Raw genomic sequence first — 24,433 nt, 5'->3', positions numbered from 1 at the left:
TAATGAAAAAGTGGACAAAAATTTTTATTTTACAGTTTGTTGTTGGGTTGGTTTCTGCGCAGCAGTGGATACCCGACTTGGGAAACGGGAATTTTAAAAATCCCATTATTTATGCGGATTACTCTGATCCTGATCTAATAAAAGTAGGCGACGACTTTTATATGGTGTCTTCCAGTTTTAACTGCATGCCGGGCATACCCATCCTGCATTCCATGGATTTGGTAAACTGGGAAATCATCAATCACGTATATCAGAAATTGCCATTGGAAAAATATGATAAACCAGTTCATGGACAGGGTTGTTGGGCGCCATCCATCCGTTATCATAAGGGAAAATTTTACGTCTACTTTTGTACCCCTTACGATGGGTTATTCATGGCAACAACCGATGACCCGAGAAATGCATGGGAATTGACACATGTGGTTAAAACCGAATTGTGGGAAGATCCATGTCCACTTTGGGATGATGATGGCAATGCCTATCTGGTAAGAAGCCAATTATGCGGAAATGATCTTATTCTTCACAAAATGAGTACGGATGGCAAATCGCTATTAGACAATGGTGCTTTAATTTATCGGGACAGAGAAAATGATCCGACCATTGAGGGGCCTAAATTCTTAAAAAAGAATGGTTATTATTATATTTTGGCTCCGGCTGGCGGTGTAGGTCCGGGTTGGCAAACCGTTCTTCGTTCAAAAAATATTTACGGCCCCTACGAGCGTAAAACCGTATTGCATCAGGGCGATACCGAAATTAACGGCCCACATCAGGGCGGTCTGGTTGATTTGGAATCCGGCGAGTCGTGGTTCGCCCATTTTCAGGAACTTAAGCCGAATGGTAGAATTGTACACCTGAATAAAGTGGAATGGGTTGATGGTTGGCCAATGATGGGGAAGGACCTTAATAACGATGGTATTGGCGAGCCTTTAACAACTTATAATATGCCGGATGTGGGCAAAAAGTATCCCGTGAAAATTCCACAAACCACCGATGAGTTTAACGCTAAAAAAATCGGACTGCAATGGCAATGGCATGCCAATCCCCGGGACGATTGGTACTCAATGCGTGATAGCAAAGGTAGTTTAAGGTTAAATGCGGTGCAGAACATCACAAAAGCAGGGAATTTGTGGTACGCCCCCAATTTATTATTGCAAAAATTCCCTTCACCAAGATTTAAGGCCACCACCAAACTGAGCTTTAATGGTGATTTAGTGGGAGATAAAAGTGGCCTGGTTGTGATGGGCAGAAAATGGACAGCTTTGCAAATTGTCAAAACAGATGACGGTCTGAGCCTGGAGATGGTGAAGGGCGATAACGATAAGTGTGATGGAATTGCCAGTGTTGCCGAGAGTGTGGATATTGAAACGCAGACTGTATATCTGAGAGTTGTCATTGGTGATGATTATCTGGGTAAATATCAATACAGTTACGACGGTAAGGATTACGAGGAAATTGGTGAGGGCTTCAGAGCCAAGGAAGGGGTATGGATTGGTGCAAAAGTGGGCGTGTTCTGTGTCAATCCAAATATTTACGAAAGCGCTGGCTATGCCGTTTTTGATTGGTTTAGAGTGGAGTAATTATCAGTATGTCAGTGTGCGATATTGAAAATCGAGTATTTGATAAGGTGGCACTGGAGCAGGAAAAGTGAACACCGGAAATGAAAAACTAATACGTGTGTAAAAAATATATTGAAATGATAACGAATACGTTAGTTGGTATTGTTGTTTTTGTAATGTCTTTGCAGATAGGCCTGGCTCAAAACAATCCCATCGTAAAAAAAGGAGAACCCGGATTTTTATATGTAGCCGATCCTGCAGCCGAAGTGTACAATGGCAAAGTTTATGTATACTGTTCACACGATCAGGATACGGCTGTAAATTACAGTAGCATGCAGGATTATGTGGTGCTGGAATCGACTGATTTGAAAAACTGGATCAATCATGGCGTGGTACTAAAACCCCGTGAATATTCCTGGGCACATGGACAAATGAATGCGCCTGATGTGGCTTACAAGGATGGTTGGTATTATTTCTATTTCCCGTACGACAAAACACACATTGGGGTGGCCAAAAGCCGCAATCCCCAAGGACCCTGGGAAGAAGCCGTTACGGATAAAATTTCTTCTATTTTCGATCCCACCGTTTTTGTGGATGATGATGGACAGGCTTACATATACGGAAGTGATAACAAAATCAATATTGGGGACAAAGGGCGCCATGTTATGGGCGCCAAACTCAAGGACAATATGATTGAGCTGGATGGTCCCTGGCATAGGCTGAGTGAAGAACAGGTGAGTGAAGCAGTTCACTGTTTTAAGCGAAACGGCAAATATTACTTCATGGGTCGGAAAGGTTGGAGAACAGGTTACTGGATGGCCGACTCACCGCTGCCAACAAAGCCTTATGCCGAATTTAAAGGCTACATCACACCAACACAAAAAGATGCACCGGCACATATGTCAGCCATTGAATTTAAAGGGCAATGGTACTTTTTTTACCAACGTGGCGATGTGAATAATGGTACCTTCCACCGTCGTTCAGCTTGTTTTGATGAAATGAAATTTAATGAAGATGGGACGATTAAACCTGTAAAATACACCTTAGGGAAAGGTGTCGTAGTAAATGAACCTGTAACACCCATTAAATAAAATGATAAAAATGAAACCGATGCGAATTTGGATATCAGTTATATTACCTTTGGTAGTTGCTGCAGCTCAGGCACAATTCAGGCAAAATATTGGCGGATACGACTTTTCCGATTGGTCCGGAATAGAAAAAGTAAAAAAAGGGGCCGCCATAGTTGCCGGTGGAGATACCATTTCCTACACTTATGCCAATCAGAATCGGGTTTATTTCCCGGGAATTAGCCGGCCTTTCAATGGAGATGCTGCTGATTGGACAGAGTTCACAGGTCTGGCTTTTGACATTTATTTAAATTCTGAAACAGCAACACAGTTGGCTGCAATTCTAAAAGTCGATGAGCTTGATTATAACGAGTTAAATCCAGTGAGTACGGCTAATTTTCGTTTAACAGGCAAAGGCTGGCATACAGTTTATCTTCCCTGGGACCGGTTTGATGTGGATGTAGGACAAAGAAGGGGAACGCTTTTCGCTGTAAAACATGTGTTGCTTACGGCTGCAACAAATAAAGACTGGCAGGTGCGCAATGTAAGAGTTACAAGGGGACTTACTACTTCATTAAAATCTGATATTCAAGGCAAATCCTCCGATGCCGGAAAAAAGGTAATATACGAATTTGATGTGGGTAACACCACCGATTACAAACAAGGTGTGCAGTTGATGTTGCAAACGCAGGGCTGGGAATCCATGGAGGCTAAACTAAGCGAAGAGGCTTTCGATTTAGTGCCAGGCGAGATTAAAAAGCTGCAACTTGAGGTGACTATCCCTGAAAATCTGCCAACAGGAATCCGCGAAAAGCAAGTGGTAAGAGCCATGTCCAATGGTTTTGGTGCTAGCGATGTGAAACTGGAATTCATAACAGCTGTGCGCGTCCCAACACCCAATATTGTTTTTACTGCCGAAGGTTGGCAGGAGGTAAATGACAAAGTAGCGAAATACGACTGGGCCAGAAAAGGTTATGAAAACTATATAAGAAAAGCTGAAGGATGGAGGGTACCTGATGGGAACGATTTTTCTAAGATTGAAGGAAGACCGCTGGGAAAATCGGTATTTAACACGAATGGGGCGGAAATTTACGATTGTGGTATCGCCTATCAGTTGACAAAAAACGAAGAATATGCTGCTAAATGTTTGAAGCTCCTACGTCGATTATCAGATCCAGAGACTGGTTATCCCGCCACATTGGTAGGTGGCAGCAACTCATTTGTTGGAGAAGGGAAATTCTGGCAGGCCGTAGGTCGCATGTACGATCTGGTAAGGGATAGCAAGCAATTCACTGAACAAGATCATAAACAGATACTGGCAACCTTCAGATTATTTGCCACACAAACCATTAAAGGAAACAGCAAAGGGGCGATCAGTAACTGGAACGTGGCCGAACTGACCGCTGCTTTTTATTGTGCCATGAACCTGCAGGATTGGCATTTGATAGAGCAACTGCTTTCCGGCCCAACTGGAATTTATAAGCATCTGGAACATGGTATTATGAACGACGGTTGGTGGTATGAATGTGCTGTAGGCTATAATACCTGGGTGGCTTCCGAATTTTCGGAAATTGCCATCGCCCTACAACCCTGGGGAATCAACTTTAAAGACATGCAATTTCCTTTGGGAACCTCAAAACATTTCTCGCTCTTAGCCAGCCGCCGACAAGGTGGCATCATGGGGATGGAGTTTGAAAAGTGGGGAAATATGGAACGCAATTATGTGCGCATAAAAGATATGTGGGATGCATCCATCCCGTATATTGATTTTAGGGGAGTACTACCTGCGATCAACGATGCGGTGGAAGACAAAGTATCGGGAAAGTCTTATGAATTGGCCTATTACCTCTATCGCGATCCTGAATACGCCGCCATAATAAATAGAGGCAATGGTCGTGACTTGTTGTATGGTGTAACTGATTTGCCAGATGTGACATCCGAAAAAATGAAACAATCGGCTTATGCGGATAACATGGGTGTTGTTATGTTGCGTTCACAAACCAAAGACCGCGAACAGCGCGAACAAATACAGGCAGCACTTCATTACGGTTCGCATGGTGGTTACCATGGTCATTTCGACCGTACCAGTTTGGTAAACATGACCCGTTATGGACGTAGCTTTTACGGAACATTGGCCTACTGGTTTCGTTACCAAAGTTACTTGTACAAATTCTGGAAGCAAACGTCTGTCAATAAAAATATGGTGGTGGTGGATGAGAAAATGCAGCTCCCTGTGCAAAACGCAAGAACTTTGTTCCATTCGGGCGACATGATGCAAGCCACTGCAATTGAAACCAATTCCAGGTGGAGTTATCCTCCTTACGGTGGTATTCCTTCCCCAGACCGTACTTTCGCTCAAAAAATGTGGGACGAAAGCCGTACCATTGCCATGCCCGAAAATGCGCCCGGCTTCGGTGAGGTTAGCGGGTACACCGAACCTGTGATGCAACGACGTGCTTTGGTGGTCATGGACGATTATATTGTATTGGCCGATTACCTGGAAGGAGAAGAAGAACATCAGTTCGACTGGATGTTACAAATTAAAGGATTCAAGGACATCACAGCCGAGAAAATAGAATACGCACGCCACACCAGCCAAATGAATACCGATCCGCTTGGTAGTGCCCAATTCATCACCGATTGCCATTGGTGGAAAACAGAAGGAACTTCAAAAGCGATGTATGAAATGTGTTGGGGCGAAGGATGTGATAACAAAGGACTTCGTTACCCACACGGACTGGAAGGGCCTCTGAAAATTGATGTTCACAATGCATGGCCTTTAAAAAAGGAAGTGATGGTAGGGACATCTACCCAAAGTATTAATGTCAATAAAAAAATGTGGTATACTGTAGCTGCCGATGGAGAAGAACTGCTTAACGACAGCACCGGTGCCTGGATTTTGGGCAGCCAGGCAATTGAACTGAACCTTATTGGGAAAAAGCGACTGGAGCTTATAACAAAAACAGAGAAAAAGATAAATAACAATACCCTTTTCTGGGGGGATGCGAAACTGATACTCAAAGATGGATCTGAAGTTTTTGTATCCTCGCTTCCTGTGAAGTACGAGAATGTATTGTTGCCTGACGCAGAAGGCTTAGATTATTACGGTGGCCCTATAAAAATACAGGGCGAGTTGATGAGCAACTCCACCCCGGCTATGCCAGAGGATTTAAAACAAGCCGCAAAAGTAGTGGTTGATCTTACTGGATTGGATGTAGTCGCTTTTAAAGCTAAAGTAGGGGGAGACTATCCATTAGGAAACGAAGCAGCCAGACTTAAAAATATGGCAGTGCGTACCTACGGCAAAAAGGCGCGCTACCTGGCCGTGATTGAACCCTACGAAACTGAAGCTTTGGTGAAATCTGTGACAGCAAAAAGCGAAAATGAGCTGGTGGTTGAATTAAATGATGGACGAGTTCAGGAAATTACCATTTGGGGTCTTGAAGGTGATGGGAAAAATATAAAAATTTCCACAAAAGAATTGTTGAATGGTGAAGTAATAAGAGAAGAAGAATCTAATTAATCATCTGGGGTGACTAATGATAAAATGAAAAAGTATGTTATTATTCAGAATGTTTTTATTGAGTGTAATCAAACCTTTTGTGCATGCTAAGTTCAGTTGTTTTTGAATAATCTGGTAATTGACAAAAACAAAGAATTTCCCGATTTGGAAGAAAATGGGTACTCCATTATCAACATCAATGTTGGTGCGGATAAAATAAAGTTAGAGCCTATTCCTTTTGAAAAAAAGGATTGAGAGATAAGTAATGAAAGCGAAGCATATCAAAATAATTAGTGCCTTTGGCAAAGTGGGTTTAATACGAACATGATTGCAACATGTATACCTGCTTACGCATTGTTTATATTATATATAACAAATATTTCAGTAGACACAAGTAAAAAGATTAAGGAATTTGAATGCAGATGAAAATAAAATTACTTGCACACAACAATATGTTTGAATATGTGATGCATTAACATACAACATAGAAAACATTGGTGATAAAATACAATATTAATATGATACACAACTTAACTCCTGTAATAATTATTTTAATGGCACTTTCAGTCAGTGCTCAGACAGAATCGAATGGAAAATTTAAATATCAAGATGTTACCATTGATTTTGAAACAAGGGCAAAAGATTTGGTTAGCCTAATGACTCTGGATGAAAAGATTGCTCAATTAGGAGACCATGCTCCAGCCATTCCTCGATTAGGTGTGCCGGAATATAACTGGTGGAATGAATGTTTACATGGGGTGGCACGTTCAGGAATAGCCACCATGTTTCCCCAGGCCATTGGTATGGCTGCTACTTTCGATACCGACATGATGAAGAAAGTAGCCGATGTGATTAGCGATGAAGCACGTGCAAAACATCACGACGCTGTTCGTAAAGGGAATTTCAATAGATATTATGGCTTAACCTATTGGTCGCCTAATATTAATATATTCAGAGATCCTCGCTGGGGGCGGGGTCATGAAACTTATGGTGAAGACCCTTACCTTACCGGACAAATGGGCATACAGTTTGTGAAAGGTTTACAGGGCAATGATTCAAAATATATGAAACTCGTTGCTACGCCTAAACACTTTGCGGTACACAATGGGCCGGAACCGGAGAGACATGTTTTTAACGCTACACCCAATTCGCGCGATTTATGGGAAACGTATTTACCTGCATTCGAGGATCTGATTGTAGATGCCAAAGCATATTCTATTATGGGGGCTTACAATCGTGTGGATGGGGAATCGTCTTGTGCAAGCTGGTTGCTTCTCGAAGATATTTTGCGTAATAAATGGGGCTTCGAAGGCTATGTGGTTTCCGATTGTGGGGCGATTAGAGATATTCATGCCTTCCATAAAATTGTAAATACGCCCGAAGAAGCCGCTGCAATTGGCGTACGCAAAGGCTGCGATTTAAACTGTGGATCAGTGTATCAAAAGTATCTGAAAAATGCGGTTGAATTGGGTTTGATCGATGAAGGTGAGATCGATTTGTCTGTTTATCGTTTGGTATTGGCAAAAATGAAATTGGGTATGTTTGATCCGGCAGAAAGTGTGCCGTATGCCAAAATCCCTATGGCGGTTAATGACAGTAAACCCCATGATGAAATGGCCTTAGCCATGGCGCATAAATCGATGACTTTATTGAAGAATGATGGAATCCTTCCTTTGAATAAGCGTAAGTTAAAAAGAATGGCAGTAGTAGGTCCAAATGCAGATAATATTAGGGCGTTACGGGGCAACTATTTTGGAACAGCATCTAACCCGGTTACCGTGATTGATGGTATAAAGAAAGCTGTTGGCGCAGATGTAAAAGTGAGTTATGCAGAAGGAGTTCCACTGGTAATATATGATATCTCTAATAAAAAGTTTCCGGTAATTGATGCTAAGTACCTATCTACAGTTGATGAGAACGGGGAAATGGTAGAAGGCTTGACCGGGCATTATTTTAATAACATGAACCTGGAAGGAGAAACCGATTTTATGCGAGTAGATCCTCAAATAAAATTTAAATGGACCGGTGAAGTATCACCAACAAGTACGGAAGTCGCTCAGGGGATTATCAGTCCGGATAAAGCGATAGCGGATGATGCCTTTTCTGTTAGCTGGACGGGTAAATTGCAAGCGCCAATGACAGGTACGTATAAACTGGGGGTAGCCTCAGATGATGGATGTCGTCTTTGGATTGATGGTAAAAAGATGGCTGATGGTTGGTCTAATCATGCTATGGAGCCATTTGTAGGAGAGATTCATTTGGAAAAAGGACGCTCTTATGATATTAAGGTAGACTATTACGAAAATACAGGTGGTGGTGAGGTGAACCTTATTTGGGAAACACCAGAACATCTTGCTAAAACTACGATTGATCCTACCGTCTTATCTAAAGAAACTTTAGCGGAAGTTAAAAATGCAGATGTTGCCATATTTGTTGGAGGATTAGATGCTACATGGGAGGGTGAAGAGATGAGAGGACGAGACAATATTGATGGTTTTAATCGGGGTGATCGTACTAAAATTGAACTGCCACAAACCCAGATGAAAGCTTTAAAAGCGATGAAGGAAACCGGAACTCCTGTCATTTTCGTCTTAATGTCAGGCAGCGCCATGTCTTTCGATGGATTGGAAGAAGAATTAAATGCGATCCTAATGGCCTGGTATCCCGGTCAACGAGGCGGGGATGCTGTGGCAGATGTGTTATTTGGTGATTACAATCCAGCAGGTCGCTTGCCCATTACCTTTTACTCCTCAACCGATGAATTGGCAGATTTTAAGGATTATAACATGCGTGCCGGTAAAGGTTTTACTTATAGGTATTACACTGGAGAAGCATTATATCCATTTGGGCATGGTCTGAGTTATACCAGTTATCAATATTCCGATCTAAGTGTAGATAAAACTACCCTAAGCAGTTCCGATATGCTGTCGGTATCGATAAAGGTTAAAAATACAGGAAACTTGGATGGGGAAGAAGTGGTGCAGCTTTATATAAAAGATGTAAAATCGGATACATGGATGCCGGTAAAACAAATGCGAAAATTTGAACGGATATCTCTTAAAAAAGGAGAAACAAAAACAGTTAATTTTGAATTAAATGTGAACGAAGATTTTCGGTATTACGATTCCATGTGTCGCGAATATATGGTGGAACCCGGAGAGTTTGAAATTCAGGTGGGCGCATCCAGCGAAGATATCCGATTGAAAGAAATTATTACTGTTGAGGAGTAAAAATCTTGATTGCAATAATCTGATACTCCCGTTAAATAGAGGTCAATTATCAACTGAAGGGAGAATTGGTTTGCTGCATATGTACACCGTTCTGCACGCTATAAGAATTTTAAGGTTAGGACGAATTGAAATTTGGAGCATGAGCCTTTCCCCTCCTTTTTGAGGAAAGGATACCAACGAACCTGGTGGGGTGGTAAAAATAATACGAAAAGAAATATGCCAACTATAAATACTAAAATGAAAAAAGTACAAATCATTCTGTTAAGCACCATACTGATGGCTGCAAATTTTGTTTACGCACAAAAAGCAACCCTAATCTACACCACGCCGGGTGAGCGCTGGGTGGAAGCAAAAAAAGCAGTCAAAATTAACAAAGCTGTTGAAGAAGCAGATATCACTGTTTTTACCAATGAAAAACTTCAGGTGATGGATGGTATCGGGGGCGCTTTTAACGAGTTGGGATGGACGGCTATTCAGGCACTTCCAAAAGATAACCAAAAAGAAATATTCAATGCCTTGTTTTCTGAAAGGGGTTGTAACTTTTCGATGTGCCGTATGCCGTTAGGTGCCAGCGATTATGCCCTGAGTTATTATTCCAGCAACGATGTCCCGGAAGATTTTGAAATGCGGGATTTTAATATCGATCGCGACAAATTTATCCTGATTCCATACATCAAAGAAGCCTTAAAAGTTCGTCCCGATCTATTGGTTTGGGCTTCTCCGTGGTCGCCTCCGGCCTGGATGAAAGTGAATGAACATTATGCCATGACTAGCGGGGAATTTGGAAATGCTATTGCAGGAAATAAAATGGTGGAGGGAGCTCAAATTTTCAACAATGCTACGGCTTTTAAAATGCAGGAGAGATATTTAAAAGCTTATGCTCTTTATTTCTCGAAATTTGTTCAGGCGTGCGAAAACGAAGGCGTATCGCTGTTTGCCATTCAACCTCAAAATGAAGTGGCTTTTCAACCCAACTGGCCAAGCTGTACCTGGAGACCAGAAGATATGGCCTATTTTATTGGCGAATTTTTAGGGCCACAATTTGAAAAAGATAATTTGAATGCTGAGATTTGGCTGGGTACCATCAATGCCGGGGATCCACAGTATGTGCGCACGATTCTTGAACACAAGACGGCTCCAAAGTATATTGCAGGTGTTGGTTTTCAATGGGGGGGTGCTCGATCAATACCTACCATCAATAAAGAATTCAAGAACCTTAAACTTATGCAAACCGAAAATAAGTGTGGTGAGCACGAAAATGATTGGACTTCTGTGGAACGGTCGTGGAAAGATATGATGCATTATTTCCGCAATGGGGCAGGCTCATATATGTATTGGAATATGGTTCTCGATGAATCAGGGAAAAGTGCCTGGGGCTGGCCGCAAAACTCAATGGTGGTTGTAGACCAGGATGCACAGGAAGTTATCTATACCGACGAGTTTTACTTATTTAAGCACCTGTCTCATTTTGTGCAGCCAGGTGATTATATGCTGAAGTCGGAAGGTGAGAATCACCTGGCCTTTGACTTGGGTGATGGAAGAATTGTGCTGATGATTTACAATCCTGAAGAAACAACAAAAACAGTTAAGGTTAAAGTTGGAGAAATAGATATCTCGGTTGAATTACAATCTACTTCGATAAATTCGGTAATTGTACAGTAAAACTAAGTTTATGAAAATTAAAGTCAGTATACTTTTGTTTGTTCTTGCTGTAACAGCAGGTGCTCAAAATAAAATTTACAACAATTTGGGTGAAGCCCCCGTTGATGGCGGGCTTCAAATGGAAGACTACTGGGTTTGGGGTAGTTCGGTAATTAAAGGAGAAGACGGCAAGTACCATATGTATGCTTCACGTTGGCCAAAATATTTGAAATTTCATCCGGGATGGATGATAGCTTCCGAAATTGCACATGCTGTTTCAAATACACCAGAGGGGCCTTACAAATTTAGTGATGTTGCACTTGGTGATCGCGGAGCTCAGTTTTGGGATGGTCGCTCATGTCATAATCCTAAAATCGTAAAGCATAAAGATGAGTATATTCTCTATTATATGGGCTCAACACATCCATTTGAAGAAGTTACCCGGGAAAATGCAAATGAACTCACCTTATCCAGCAAATGGTGTATTACAGGTCGTTGGGGTAAACGTGTGGGTGTGGCAACATCCAAAAGTCCGTATGGACCATGGAAACGTTTGGATGCGCCCATCCTGGATGTAAAACCCAATTCTTTCTACAGTTATCTGACCTCCAATCCATCACCTCTGATTAAAGAAGATGGATCGGTGGTGTTACTTTTTAAAGGTCGCAGCTACCAGGAGGATGAAATAAGGCATACCAATATGTTTATTGGGGTTGCTACAGCACCTTCCTATAAAGGACCATATGCAGTTAAGGGAGCTGAACCGTTGTTCTCTGAAGAAAAATTTGGTGTGGTTGAAGATCCGCACTTATGGAGCGATGACGAGGGGTATCATATGATTGCCAAGGATATGTCTGGTAAAATTGGAGGTAGCCATCATGGAGGGATTTTGGCTCACTCAAAAGATGGTATTGATTGGGTCTTGGATAAAAGTCCTTTAGCCTACACGCGCGAAGTGACCTGGAGCAATGGTAAAACAATTAAGCAAGGGCAGCTTGAACGTCCATTTGTGTTTGTTGAGGATGGTAAGCCCACCCACATATTTTTTGCTGCCATGGATGGCCCGGGAGGATTTGGTAACGGAACCAAAACGTGGAATATCGTAATTCCGTTAAATAAGAACCAATAGATTCGTCAAAGACAATTTATATAAAAAATATATCGTTATGTCTCGACCATATAAATTATCAACATATTTTCTTTTTGGTTTGCTGCTTGTGTCTTCCTCGTGTGGTAAATTTAAATATGCCTTAGAAACCAAGGATCATGCAGTTAGCATTCAGATGGATAGCCTGCACATTCATATCCAAATGATAGATGAGTCCATCATTCATGTTCAAAAAAGCTTGTCCGGAGTTGAAGTTCAGGAACTCCCGGATTATGTGACCGTTCTTGAACCTCAAAATGTTGACTGGGAATTGACGGAAACCAATGATCAGGTGGCCATTAGTACAGATGCAGTAAAGGTTCTGGTAAACAGCGATGGTACTATAGAGTACCAGGATGCCGATGGGAAGCAGTTACTATCTGAAAGCAAGCAGCTAACATATATACTTCCAGCCTCTGAAGACGGAAACATGGTTTCGCAAGCCTTTGTGGCAGGTGAGGAGGCGCTGTACGGTCTGGGACAGTTCCAAAGTGGCGTGATGAACTGGAAAAATGTCCCCATTCGCCTACAGCAGTACAACCAGGAAATTGCCATCCCATTTTTGGTCTCTACAAAAGGCTACGGTATTTACTGGCACAATTATAGTCTTACTGATTTTAACGAGCCACAAAATGAAATACAGTTTGCTATGGAAGTGGCTGTTGAAAACAAGGTAGAAAAGCAGTTGGTGCCAAGCGATGGCGAAAAAGAAAATGTGGCTGCCTATGCTTCCAAAGAGGCGATAGAAAAAAATATTCGTGAAACCACCTTCACGCCGGGCAAATCCGGGGAATACACTTTTATGGCACTAAGTGACCATACAGGACGCATGCGCGGGGAGATTAAGGTAACCATAGATGGGGATGATATCATCAACTACTCCACGATATGGATGCCCAGAAGGTATTCGGGTAAAAAGTATTTGCAAGCCGGCAAGACCTACAAGGTGACCTTCCAGAACACCGGAGCACGAATTCCGGGGCGATTGTTCTACAATGAGCCCGATTTCAACCTGACAGTTTTTAGCAGCCAAATAGGAAATAACATTGATTACTATTTTGTCCATGGCGAAAACCCGGGAGAAGTGATTGCCCAAAACCAAAAGCTCACCGGAATGGCGCCAATGTTCTCCAAAGCCGCCTACGGATTCTGGCAGTGCCGCGAAAGGTATCACAACCAGGCAGAGTTATTGGAGAATGCCAGGGAAATGAGGGAAAGAAAAATTCCAGTAGATTATATCGTGCAGGATTGGTTTTATTGGCCTAAGGGAACAAAGGGGCCCGAATGGGACCGGAATAAGTTTCCGGATGCAAAAGCGATGGTAGATGAGTTAAGTGATTTGAATATGAAGCTGATGGTTTCTGTATGGCCCGAGATAAAAAACGATCCTTTGGTAGATAAATATGACCTTGCAATAATCCCTACCAGCAATTACGTGGATATATACGATTCGGGAGTTAGCAAACGCTTTTATCGCATGTTGAGCGATTCCATGTATCACCTGGGCGTAAGTTCTATTTGGCTGGACGGAACGGAACCGGAAGGTGTTAAAAATACAAAAGCCAAAACAGCTGTTGGCCCCTTCGAGGTAGTGCATAACACCTATTCGCTGGAGGTTACCAGGGCCATGTACGAGGGCCGGCGCAAAGAATTCCCCGACGAGCGGGTTTTCAACCTTACACGTTCGGCATATTCCGGACAACAGCGATACGGAGCCACCTCGTGGTCCGGAGATACAGAAGCTAGCTGGGAACAATTTTCGGAACAAATTGTTGCAGGCCTCAATTTTACGATGGCAGGCGTACCTTACTGGACACATGATATCGGAGGCTTCTTTAGAGATTCAAAATCAATAAACCCGCAGTTTGACAGTCAATATACCAATCCAGAATTTATTGAGTTGTTGACCCGCTGGTTTCAGTTCGGTGCTTTCTGCCCTGTTTTTCGAATCCACGGCTATGTGTCGCAGACTGAGATCTGGCGTTATGATGAGGCTTTTGAAAACACGGCCCGAAAATTCATTGACCTGCGTTATCAGCTCATGCCTTACATCTATTCCCAGGCTTGGCAAATTACCCGTAACAGCCGACAATTAATGAGCCCGCTTGTTTATCACTACCCGAAAGATAAAAATACCTGGGAAATCAAAGATCAGTTGTTTTTTGGCGAATCGATCATGGTTGGGTTGGTGACAGAGTATAAGCAACGTGAAAAAGACATTTACCTTCCCCAAGGTGATTGGTTCAACTTCTGGACGGGGGAGCAATTGCAAGGAGGCCAAACCGTAACGGTTGATGCGCCACTCCATGAAACACCGGTGTTTGTGAAGGCGGGATCGATTATCCCAATGGGGCCCAAGGTGCAGTATGCAACACAGCCTACCAATGAGCCTATCCGAATTAAGGTGTATCCCGGAAATGATGCAGCGTACACACTTTATATGGACGACAGTGAAAGCTACGATTATGAAAAAGGGGAGTATTCAGAGCTTGTTCTCTCTTATTCAGAAGAAAGCAAAGAACTAAGCATCAAAAATGGAGAAGGGGATTTCATCAATTTTAAAGAAACGCCAATAGATTTAATCGTTGAAGTGATTGGTTACGAAAAAGAAAATAAACTGACGTATAGCGGTGTTGATAAGGTGGTTAAATTGTAGTTGCTGAAATTTAAACCGGAAGATCGATGAAAAGACCCATGAGATAAGTTTCTCTCACCACTTTCCAAATTGAGTTCGGGACAGGTAGTCCCGATGAATCGGGAAAAGAAGCATTGTTGGGGAATACCATTGAAATGAACTTGCGAATTCTATCGAATGCAAATCAAACTAATAATAGAATGAGATCGATAAATTTGAAAGTTAATATTATAATGAGATGAAAACAAATAATATAAAACAACTTAATATAATTAACAGATGATTTTAAAAGAAAAGATAATCTACTTGAGTATTTTATTGGTATTATTTTCTGCTTGCAATAAGCAAGCAGAAATTCTAATACAATCTCCCGACGGACAAAAGACGTTAACTGTTTTTCCAATATCCGAACCAACCGAAACTGGGCAAGTCTCATTTTATGTAAAATACAATGATCGTGAAATTATCCTGCCTTCCGTGCTCGAAATTAAATCTCACGATATCGACTTTAGCCAAGCCTTTGCCGTAAAAAATGTGGAAGAGAAATCGGTTCAAAACGAGTGGACAACAAATTTAGGTGAGCGCAGCATTGTTCCCGACCACTATAAGGAAGTAAAAATTTACCTGGAGAGTTCAACGGCAAAACTCAATCTGATTTGCCGTGCTTACAACGAAGGTGTAGCTTTTGCCTACGAAATACCGGCTCAAAACAACCTTTCAGAAATAAAAATCGACGATGAACTAATAAGTTATCGGTTTGCCGAAGACTATCCTGTTTGGTCAACTCCTGAGCGAAAACCCAGAAGATTAACTGCCCAGGGCGAAATCCGTAAGATTCCTTTGTCGGAATTAAAGGAAGGCTGCGAACGTCCATTGCTGGTGGAAGTAGCGGACGATATAAAAATAGCTTTGGCTGAGGCCCGATTGGTAGATTATGCCCGTTTAAGTTTCGACGCAAACGATCAGGTAAAAAACAGCATCGTTTCCAGCCTCGATGGAAAAATTAAAGACACCAAACAAGACCTGGTAAGCGGTGCTGTTGAAAATGTGCGAAGCGAGGTAGCAAAGGTGGAAATAAAATTGCCTTTTCAGTCGCCATGGCGCGTGGTTATGATGGCCAAAAGCTATGGCGAACTGCTGGAAAACAACTACATCATTCAAAACTTGAACGACCCAAGTGCCATTGAGGACGAATCGTGGATTACACCCGGAAAGGTGTTGCGCGAAGGCACATTAACCACAAAAGGCGGTATGGCAGCCATCGATTTTGTAGCCAGTCATAACATGCAGTACGTGCACTTCGACGCAGGTTGGTATGGCAACGAAATGGATAACGAGTCTGATGCAACCACCGTTACCCTGGACCCCAAACGCTCTAAAGGTCCTTTTGATATAGAAGCAATTACAGCCTATGCCAAAGAAAAAGGGGTAAAGGTTATGTTGTATGTCAATCGCCGTGCCCTCGAAAAGCAGTTAGATGATATTTTGCCTTTGTTCCAGGAATGGGGCATTGCCGGTATTAAGTACGGCTTTGTGCGGGTGGGCGACCAACATGCAACTGCCTGGATGCACGAAGCGGTGAAGAAAACTGCCGAATACAAAATGGTTATTGACGTTCATGACGAATACCGCCCAACAGGTTTTTCAAGAACTTATCCAAACTTGCTTACCCAGGAAGGAATTCGTGGCGATGAGGAAACGGTACCCAATAGTCACACCTTAATTTCGATGTTTACTCGTACGCTTGCCGGAGCTTCTGATAACACGGTTTGCTACTATAACAAACGTGTTGAAATAATGGGCTCGCATGCCTCGCAACTGGCAAAAACAGTCTGTATTTTCAGTCCTCTGCAGTTTTTGTATTGGTACGATAAAGCACCGGCAGCTCCGGTAAAAGACGATGCACTTTGGGGCAACACCAATACCATTGGAAACGAACCTGAATTGGAATTCTTTAACAATGTGCCAACCGTTTGGGACGAAACAAAAGTGCTTACAGCAGAAATTGGTGAAATTGGGGTAATTGCCCGTCGCAAAGGAAACGATTGGTGGATTGGCGGAATAAATGGTGAAACTGCTCGTAAGGTTGATGTTGACTTTTCTTTCCTGAAACAAGGAGCAAACTACAAAGCTAAAATCTACACCGACGATGAAACGGTAAAAACAAGAACTCACGTTCGAATTGAGGAAAAGGAATTAAATGCTGATTCTTCATTGACATTTGATTTGAAAGCCAATAATGGTTTTACCATGCACATTCAATTATAGCTTAATTAGTACAGAAAGGATTCAACATGATAGTAAAATTCAAAATACTCATTGTTCTAATTAGTTTGGTAACTATGTGCCAGGCCAGGGATAAGAATGTTTTCGAAATCGATAACCTTGCCGAGCTTCAATCATTTTCAAAAAGAGACAACATAAAAGTCAAACTCTTACCGGGCAACTACCAAATAAACGATGCCGAAAGTATTCGTTTCATACAATTTACCGGAAACAATTCCCACTTCGATTTAACGGGCTGTCGTTTTATGGTTGATACCCGGTTGTTTAACAGAACCGACCTAAAAAAGAGCGACGACGGAAACAGCATGTATTGTGCCATCGAAATATCGGGGACCAATGTAGTGCTGGAAGGTTTATACATGGAAACCTACGGCGATCAACCGGGCCGCCAAAGCAAAAACAAAATGTTCAATATTGTTGGACAAGACGTTACGGTTAAAAACGTAGAGGTACGAACTGCCGGCTCAAGTCCGTGGGGTTATGGCTACCTTTATGGTTTGGGGGGTGGCGATGTGCGAAAAATGAATGGGATTCGTGTGGGGTATCCTGCAAAGAATGTAAAACTAATCGGATGTAAGGTTCATATGCGCGCCATGGGACATGCCATATTTTTGCAAGGGGCCGATAACACCTTAATCGAAGATTGCCATGTGGATGGATTGCTGCGAACCACCGATGCCATTCTTGCAGAAACTTCGGGCTATTGTTTTGATAAAAATTTTTATGCCGGTAAAGGCGGCTATATCGAAGGAACGACTGTGGCTGATGACGGAAAAATATTGCCCGGAGAAATCATCTCCTTAAGCGAAGATGGAATACGCATGTACCCTGAATATAAAGGGCACAAAACAAAAAACACGACTGTGAAAAACTGTACGGTTTTTCAAATGCGTCGGGGAATTTGCACTGGTCTCAGTACTTCGGGCGATAAAGTAATTAATTGCCAGGTGAAAAATTGTGTAGCAGCTGGATTTAACGTAGGTAACAACGATACCCTAATGAATTGCAGTGCCGATGCCAAATATGCCGAAGCTTTTTGTTTACCATATGCAAAAGCAAAAAACGCATTTATTGAAATGGAAATTCTGGATTCCAGAAACGGTGTTGCAAACAATTTGTTGGCGGCTATAAACGGAACAGGCCATAATGTGATTATTAAAACTTCCAATCTTTCTTTTATTCCAAAATCTTTTAAGATAGAACTGTCAACCAGTAATGGGTATGCATACTATCAACGTTCTGGTATAGTGGCCACCGATATTAAGCTGGAAAACCAAACAGAAACAAGCGTATTGCTTCTGCCGGGAACTGAGAATGCTGATGTGGAAAGCAAAGGTCCTGTATTTCACAATTATAAATAACCTTGGTTGTGCAAGATAAATTTAAAAAATATGATGATACATAGATTATTAACGATTGTGATTCTTATTGCTTGCCTGCTGAATAGGGCAGATTCACAGGTGAATAATGTTATCCCTGTTCCGAATTCATTGGAACAGGGGTTTCCTCGTATTTATATAACGCAGGAAGAGAAGGCTGTGTTAGAATCTACCATTGAAAATGAAGCGTGGGCCAAGGATGTATTAAGTGGCATTCATGAACGAATCGATTCATATGTAGAGCGTCATGTAAAGGATCCTGATTGGATGCCGTCGCGCCTGCAAATGTATTGGAAAACCAAAGCGACAAACGTATATGTGAACGGTATTTATTACTCGCATGCCGATGGGGAAGCTCCGGTGCCAACCGTTCGTTTTACCGGTTCGCGCGACTATACCACCAATTATGCCATGCCCGATCTGGAAGATATTATACCATACATGGACGACGAGCGGGGGCTGTATCTTCGCAACAAAAACAAGGAGGGGAAACCTTTGGAGTGGGTTAAACAGTCGAAAACCGGGGGAGTCATTCACCGACACAATCAAAAAATTATTGGATTTGCCCGTGATGCAGCATTCGTGTATTGGCTCCAGGGAGATGAAAGCTTTGCCAAGTTTGCTTTCGATATTTTCGACACTTACATGATGGGAATGTATTATCGTAACGAACCCATCGATTTGTTAAACGGTCATATACAAACTTTGGTGGGCTTGTCCTGTTTTCAGGTGATACATGAAAGTACTTTAATCGAGGCGGCCGAACTATACGATTTTCTGCATCAATATATTGAAGTTAACAACAGGGATAAAATTAATATTTACGATGCCACCATAAAGAAATGGATCGACGTGATTATTAAAAACGGGGTGCCGCAAAACAACTGGAACCTGCACCAGGCAAAAACGATTTTAAAAGCCGCCATGGTTTTGCAAAATAATGCCGACTATAACGACAAAAAAGGACGCGGGTATTACATCGATTATATTCTAAACGTAACCTCGGCGCGCCAGTGGTCGCTAACCAAATTTATGGATTATGGGTACGACAAAAACAATGGCGTTTGGGCTGAATGCCCGGGTTACTCGCAAGGCGTTACCAAAGACCTCACCAACTTTATTCGGGATTTCTACAATGCCTTTGATCACAATATTTTGCCCTACACCCCGGTAATGGAAAAAGCCGTAAAAATGTTGCCGCAATATCTTTTACCGAATGACCGGATAGTGGCTTTTGGCGATACCTATTACGGACCTCTGTATACGGAACCCATGAGCGACATGGTACGCATCGCACAAAAAAGCGGCGATAAAAGACTGGAAGAAAAATTTACGGCCATGTACCGATTGTTTGAAAATGATATGAAAGTCTCGGATAAAAACCGTAAGCCACGAGCGTATATTTCATCCTTTTTTACCAGCAAGCCTTTGGAGCTGAATGCTGAATACAAAAAAGGTAAATTGAACGATTATGTGACCCAAACTTTTTACGCACCCAACGTAAGCTGGCACGTGCAGCGCATGGGCTGGGGGACCAACGGAATGATGGTTTCTTTGAATGCATCATTAGGTAACCATATGCACGCCAACGGAATTAACATGGAACTGTACGGAAAAGGACTGGTGCAGGGAGCAGATCCGGGTAAAGGTGCCGGTTATCTTCAACCCATTTATTTGGAGTATTATTCGCAGTTCCCGGCACACAATACGGTAATGGTAGATGGCGTTTCTTCCTACACCGAAATGTTAAGTTATCATGCTTTTGATTTAATGGGCGAATACCCGAAATCGGAACAAAAAGAAGGCTATTATCCAGATGTTACCTATTCCGATGTTTATTTTCTGGAACCCGAAACCCAAAGCGACCAAAACCGGACGGTTAGCATTGTGAAAACTGGCGAAACCACCGGATATTATGTCGACGTTTTCCGTTCGAAGAAACAACGCAAAGGCGATAAGTTCCACGATTATTACTACCATAACCTGGGACAAAGTATGCGCTTGTCAGGAACGGATGGCACGCCTTTGGAAGTAAAGCCAAGTGAAGAAATGGGCTTTGCAGGCGGACATCTTTATGCACTGGATTATATGTGGGATAAAAAATCTGTACGAACCTCTGATGATTATATGGCAGAATGGAAGATTGACAGACCCGAGGGAGAGGAGGATGTATTGATGAACCTTTGGATGAAAGGAACCGAAGGGCGCGAGGTATTTACCGTTAAATCACCTCCTTGCAAATCATTCAAAGATAAAACAGGTATACCTTACGATATAGACCATGCTCCATATCTGACCATGGTGGCCCGTCAGCACGGAGAAGCATGGGAACATCCGTTTGTATCGGTCTATGAACCCTACACTTCAAAGGAAGGAAGAAGCATATCGTCCATACAAAGTTTTGAGGATGAGAATGGCAATAAAGATTTTGCAGGTTTACACATCACACATAAATCGGGTCGCGAAGATTTTGTTTTGTCATCCTATGAAATGAGAATGGCCATTTATGAGGATATGAATACCAATGCCGGCTATGCGCTGGTAGGAAATGAGAAGAATGGGGATTTTGTGTTGTTTATGGGTAACGGAACCAAGCTTGAAGCCATTGGCACGATAATTACCACTGCCGAAAAAGGAAATGTGGTACTGGAGAATAAAGAAGGTAGTTTATGGTTGCATAACGAAGTGCCGGTTATCATTCAAAAAGGTACTCAAAAAGGAACTTTTGCAGCAGGCAACTTAAGAGTTATAAAATTAAAGTAATCTTGCGTTAAATAGTTCGATCTGTTGGTATGTGTGTTTGCGGAAAGCGCAAATAATAATTTAAAAATTAGTATATGAAGTTATTTTTTAAAATTTCGGTTATTGTATTAAGTGCCTCTGTCTTTCTGGGATCTTGTGCTAAAGAAACCAAAAATAAGCCCAACTTCCTTTTTGTTCTGGTAGATGACCAATCAGCATTTGATATAAAATTGTACAACCCCAATTCCATTTTAGAAACCCCTAATATTGATAAACTGGCAAAGGGCGGGATGATTTTCGAAAATGCCCGTCATATGGGTTCCATGAACGGTGCAGTGTGCACCCCTTCGCGCCATATGATTATGAGTGGCCGCACCGTCTGGCACTTGCCTCCAAGTGCGGAATTTCAAAAACAAACCGATCCGAACCCCATTGATACGATGACTATCGGTGCTGTTTTTAACCGGGCCGGTTATAAAACCATGCGTACCTGTAAGAAGGGAAACTCGTATCCCGGCGCAAACAAACAATTTTCAATAGTAAAAGATAAAACGAAACGGGGAGGTACTGAGGAAACAGGCAGTGCCTGGCACGCCAAGCAAGTGTTGGAATATTTAGCTGGGAGAGAAAGTGACAAGGAGACCGACCCATTTTTTATTTATTTCGGTTTCTCGCACCCGCACGATGTCCGCAATGGTACGCCGGAACTGCTTGAAAAGTATGGAGCGGTAAACCATAAAGATGAAAACAGTTTGCCTCCCGAAAATCCTAAACAACCCCAATTACCCGAAAATTATCTGTCTGCTCACCCGTTTTTTCATGGCCACCCGGGTTTGAGGGACGAAGAGCGTGTTAGTGGCGTGTGGAAAAATCGCGACGAACGAACTATCCGCAACGAGCTGGGACGCGAATTTGCTTGTTCCGAGAATATTGATATTCAGATAGGAAAAGTATTGAAGAAACTGGAGGAAATGGGCGAATTGGACAATACGTATGTTATTTATACTGCGGACCATGGAATAGCAATTGGACGCCATGGGTTGCAAGGTAAACAAAATTTATACGAACATAGCTGGCGGGTTCCTTTTATTGTTAATGGACCAGGAGTTAAAGCCGGTACACGGGTTGAAGGGAATGCATATCTGTTGGATGTTTTGCCAACCCTATGCGATCTGGCCGAAATAGAAATACCTGAAACGGTTGAAGGAAAAAGTCTCAAACCAATCTTAACCGGTGAACAAACAACAGCCCGTGATGTGATGTACGGTGTGTATTGCGGAGGGACCAAACCGGGCATGCGTAGTGTTACAAAAGGTGACTGGAAACTGATTAAATATGATATGATGGATGGGGCAGTCAGAGAAACACAGCTTTTTAATCTGGCCAGAAATCCACACGAATATCTGCCAGAACATGGTAAAGAAGGAGTGTTCTTAACCGATTTAGCAGAGAACCCAATGTACGCAGATAAACGAAAAGAGATGGAAACGCTGTTATTGGAACAAATGGTTCAACATGACGATCCATATCGTTTTTGGGATCAAAAGCAACAATGAATAAAATTAGTAGATACGCTCGGTAAATAACAATATTAGTAAAAAATAAATATATGATGTACCCATATAAAATACTATTTGCCTTCCTCGTGTTTTGTGCACAGATAATGAATGCAAATGTTTCTGTAAATGCTCTTTTTTCTAATCACATGGTGGTACAGCAAAAAACCAAAATTCCTGTGTGGGGATGGGCAGATCCAATGGAAAAGATAACTGTGGTAGCAGGTTGGGGGCAAAAGGCTGAAGTTGTTACCTCTTCGGATGGCACCTGGAAAGTGGAAATTAAAACGCCTAAGGCAGGAGGACCATTCAATATAAGTATTTATGGTAAAGATACGCTTAAAATCAGTGATGTTCTTTCCGGCGAAGTATGGTTATGTTCAGGGCAGTCAAATATGGATTTTGCGTTAAACAAGTTTGTGAATGATGCCAGAGAAAAAGAATATCAGCCATTGGTAGAATTTATCCGAAATGAAATAGCGACAGCTGATGATTCTTTATTACGGCACATTGAAATACCTCAAACACCATCACTATACAATAAGAAGCATAATTTTAAAGCTAATTGGGGAAGTGCCACACCCGATAATACCGGAAATATTACGGCCACAGGCTATTTTTTTGCTAAAGAATTGCGAAAAAACCTGAATGTCCCTATCGGTATTATCGAATGCTCATGGGGAGGCACGCGCATCCAGCCTTGGATTTCTGTTGATACATACATGAAGCATGAAACCACGAAAGCCTATTACGAACATGAGATGAAGAACGCGAAGGGAAAAATCGTTGAAATGGCTCAGGAAGGTTATGAAGATACCGTGTTTCAAAATAAGTATAATGAGTGGATTCAAAGTGGTAAAACAATTCCAAGGCCATGGCCAACAGTTCACCCCGAAAAAAGTAAGCAAATTCCTGCAACGCTGCATAATGGAATGATTTCAGCGATTAAGCCCTATGCCATAAAGGGTGTGATTTGGTATCAAGGTGAATCTAACTCCCATTATATGGAGGAAAGTTATGGATTTTATCTGAAGGAGTTGGTAACCAGCTGGCGCGAAGAGTGGGGGCAAGGTAATTTTCCGTTTTACTGTACACAATTAGCGGCATTTAAAGTAACCGATGAGCGTTCTAATGTAGGATGGGCCGCTGTCTCGGACCAAATTAGAACGGTATGTACCACTTTGCCTAAAACAGGAATGGCGGTGTTACATGATATAGGTGAGGCCATAGATGTACATCCCCACAATAAAAAGGATGTCGGTAAGCGATTGTCTAAATGGGCCTTGAAAAAGGATTACAATAAAAAAGTGCAGGCAGTTAGCGGTCCGCTTTTTAAGCGTATTAAAAAAAGCAACAATAAAATAATAGTTAAATTCATTCATGTGGGTTCCGGACTAATGGTTGGACATAAACAGCTTATGGATGATGCAGTCCCGGTAAGTGAATCTTTAAAATGGTTCGAGGTAGCTGGCCAGGATGGAGTATGGAAGACAGCGAATGCTCAAATTATTTCCAAAAATATGGTGGAGGTTTCCCATCTGGATGTTCTAAAACCGATTAAAGTACGTTATGCATGGTCATCCAACCCCGAAGGTGCTAATTTATACAATAAGAATGGGTTACCGGCTGCTATTTTTACAAGTGATCAATGATAAAAGGATACAGATATTGTTATTGTAATAACTAAAAATA

The 24,433-nt window shown here is 42.1% G+C and carries 13 protein-coding genes; all 13 read left to right on the top strand.

The window, feature by feature from the left end; all coding sequences use genetic code 11:
• Positions 1–2: 2 nt before the first annotated feature.
• The 13 genes from ACRD64_RS11235 to ACRD64_RS11175 all read left to right on the top strand — a co-directional run bounded on the left by ACRD64_RS11235 (position 3) and on the right by ACRD64_RS11175 (position 24,393).
• Positions 3–1,577: a glycoside hydrolase family 43 protein gene (locus tag ACRD64_RS11235; RefSeq protein WP_430933448.1), complete on the top strand. Its 1,575-nt coding sequence runs from the start codon at positions 3–5 to the stop codon at positions 1,575–1,577.
• A gap of 116 nt (positions 1,578–1,693) precedes the next feature.
• Positions 1,694–2,647 (top strand): family 43 glycosylhydrolase, encoded by a 954-nt coding sequence (locus ACRD64_RS11230; protein WP_430933447.1) that lies wholly within the window; start codon positions 1,694–1,696, stop codon positions 2,645–2,647.
• A 19-nt stretch (positions 2,648–2,666) separates the two neighbouring features.
• Positions 2,667–6,146 carry a hypothetical protein gene (locus tag ACRD64_RS11225; RefSeq protein WP_430933446.1) on the top strand — a complete coding sequence of 1,160 codons (3,480 nt, stop codon included), beginning with the start codon at positions 2,667–2,669 and terminating at the stop codon, positions 6,144–6,146.
• 102 nt (positions 6,147–6,248) lie between these two features.
• On the top strand, positions 6,249–6,380 hold the full coding sequence (locus ACRD64_RS11220; protein WP_430933445.1) for a hypothetical protein: 132 nt from the start codon (positions 6,249–6,251) through the stop codon (positions 6,378–6,380).
• Positions 6,381–6,643: 263 nt separating this feature from the next.
• The gene (locus ACRD64_RS11215) at positions 6,644–9,355 is read left to right on the top strand and encodes a glycoside hydrolase family 3 C-terminal domain-containing protein (RefSeq protein ID WP_430933444.1); all 2,712 of its coding nucleotides are present in this window, start codon (positions 6,644–6,646) and stop codon (positions 9,353–9,355) included.
• 237 nt (positions 9,356–9,592) lie between these two features.
• Positions 9,593–11,017, top strand: coding sequence for a glycoside hydrolase family 30 protein (locus ACRD64_RS11210; RefSeq protein ID WP_430933443.1), 1,425 nt, complete (start codon positions 9,593–9,595; stop codon positions 11,015–11,017).
• 10 nt (positions 11,018–11,027) lie between these two features.
• A complete protein-coding gene (locus ACRD64_RS11205) occupies positions 11,028–12,125 on the top strand; it encodes a glycoside hydrolase family protein (protein WP_430933442.1) in 1,098 nt (365 codons plus the stop codon).
• A 37-nt stretch (positions 12,126–12,162) separates the two neighbouring features.
• Complete coding sequence (locus ACRD64_RS11200) at positions 12,163–14,799, top strand: TIM-barrel domain-containing protein (RefSeq protein WP_430933441.1); 2,637 nt, start codon at positions 12,163–12,165, stop codon at positions 14,797–14,799.
• Positions 14,800–15,057: 258 nt separating this feature from the next.
• Positions 15,058–17,046, top strand: a complete 1,989-nt coding sequence (locus ACRD64_RS11195; RefSeq protein WP_430933440.1) for a glycoside hydrolase family 97 N-terminal domain-containing protein — start codon at positions 15,058–15,060, stop codon at positions 17,044–17,046.
• Between the two features lie 26 nt (positions 17,047–17,072).
• The gene (locus ACRD64_RS11190) at positions 17,073–18,425 is read left to right on the top strand and encodes a right-handed parallel beta-helix repeat-containing protein (protein ID WP_430933438.1); all 1,353 of its coding nucleotides are present in this window, start codon (positions 17,073–17,075) and stop codon (positions 18,423–18,425) included.
• 30 nt (positions 18,426–18,455) lie between these two features.
• Entirely contained in the window at positions 18,456–21,206 is a 2,751-nt protein-coding gene (locus ACRD64_RS11185) for a hypothetical protein (RefSeq protein ID WP_430933437.1), read from the top strand.
• Between the two features lie 74 nt (positions 21,207–21,280).
• Complete coding sequence (locus tag ACRD64_RS11180; RefSeq protein WP_430933436.1) at positions 21,281–22,741, top strand: sulfatase-like hydrolase/transferase; 1,461 nt, start codon at positions 21,281–21,283, stop codon at positions 22,739–22,741.
• A gap of 53 nt (positions 22,742–22,794) precedes the next feature.
• On the top strand, positions 22,795–24,393 hold the full coding sequence (locus tag ACRD64_RS11175; RefSeq protein WP_430933435.1) for a sialate O-acetylesterase: 1,599 nt from the start codon (positions 22,795–22,797) through the stop codon (positions 24,391–24,393).
• Positions 24,394–24,433 lie beyond the last annotated feature (40 nt).

It is taken from the genome of Saccharicrinis sp. 156, assembly GCF_050589685.1.
In the GTDB taxonomy this organism is placed as follows: Bacteria; Bacteroidota; Bacteroidia; order Bacteroidales; family Marinilabiliaceae; genus Saccharicrinis.
The sequence above is the reverse complement of the archived record's forward strand: the minus strand, read 5'-3'. Positions and strand labels throughout refer to the sequence as shown.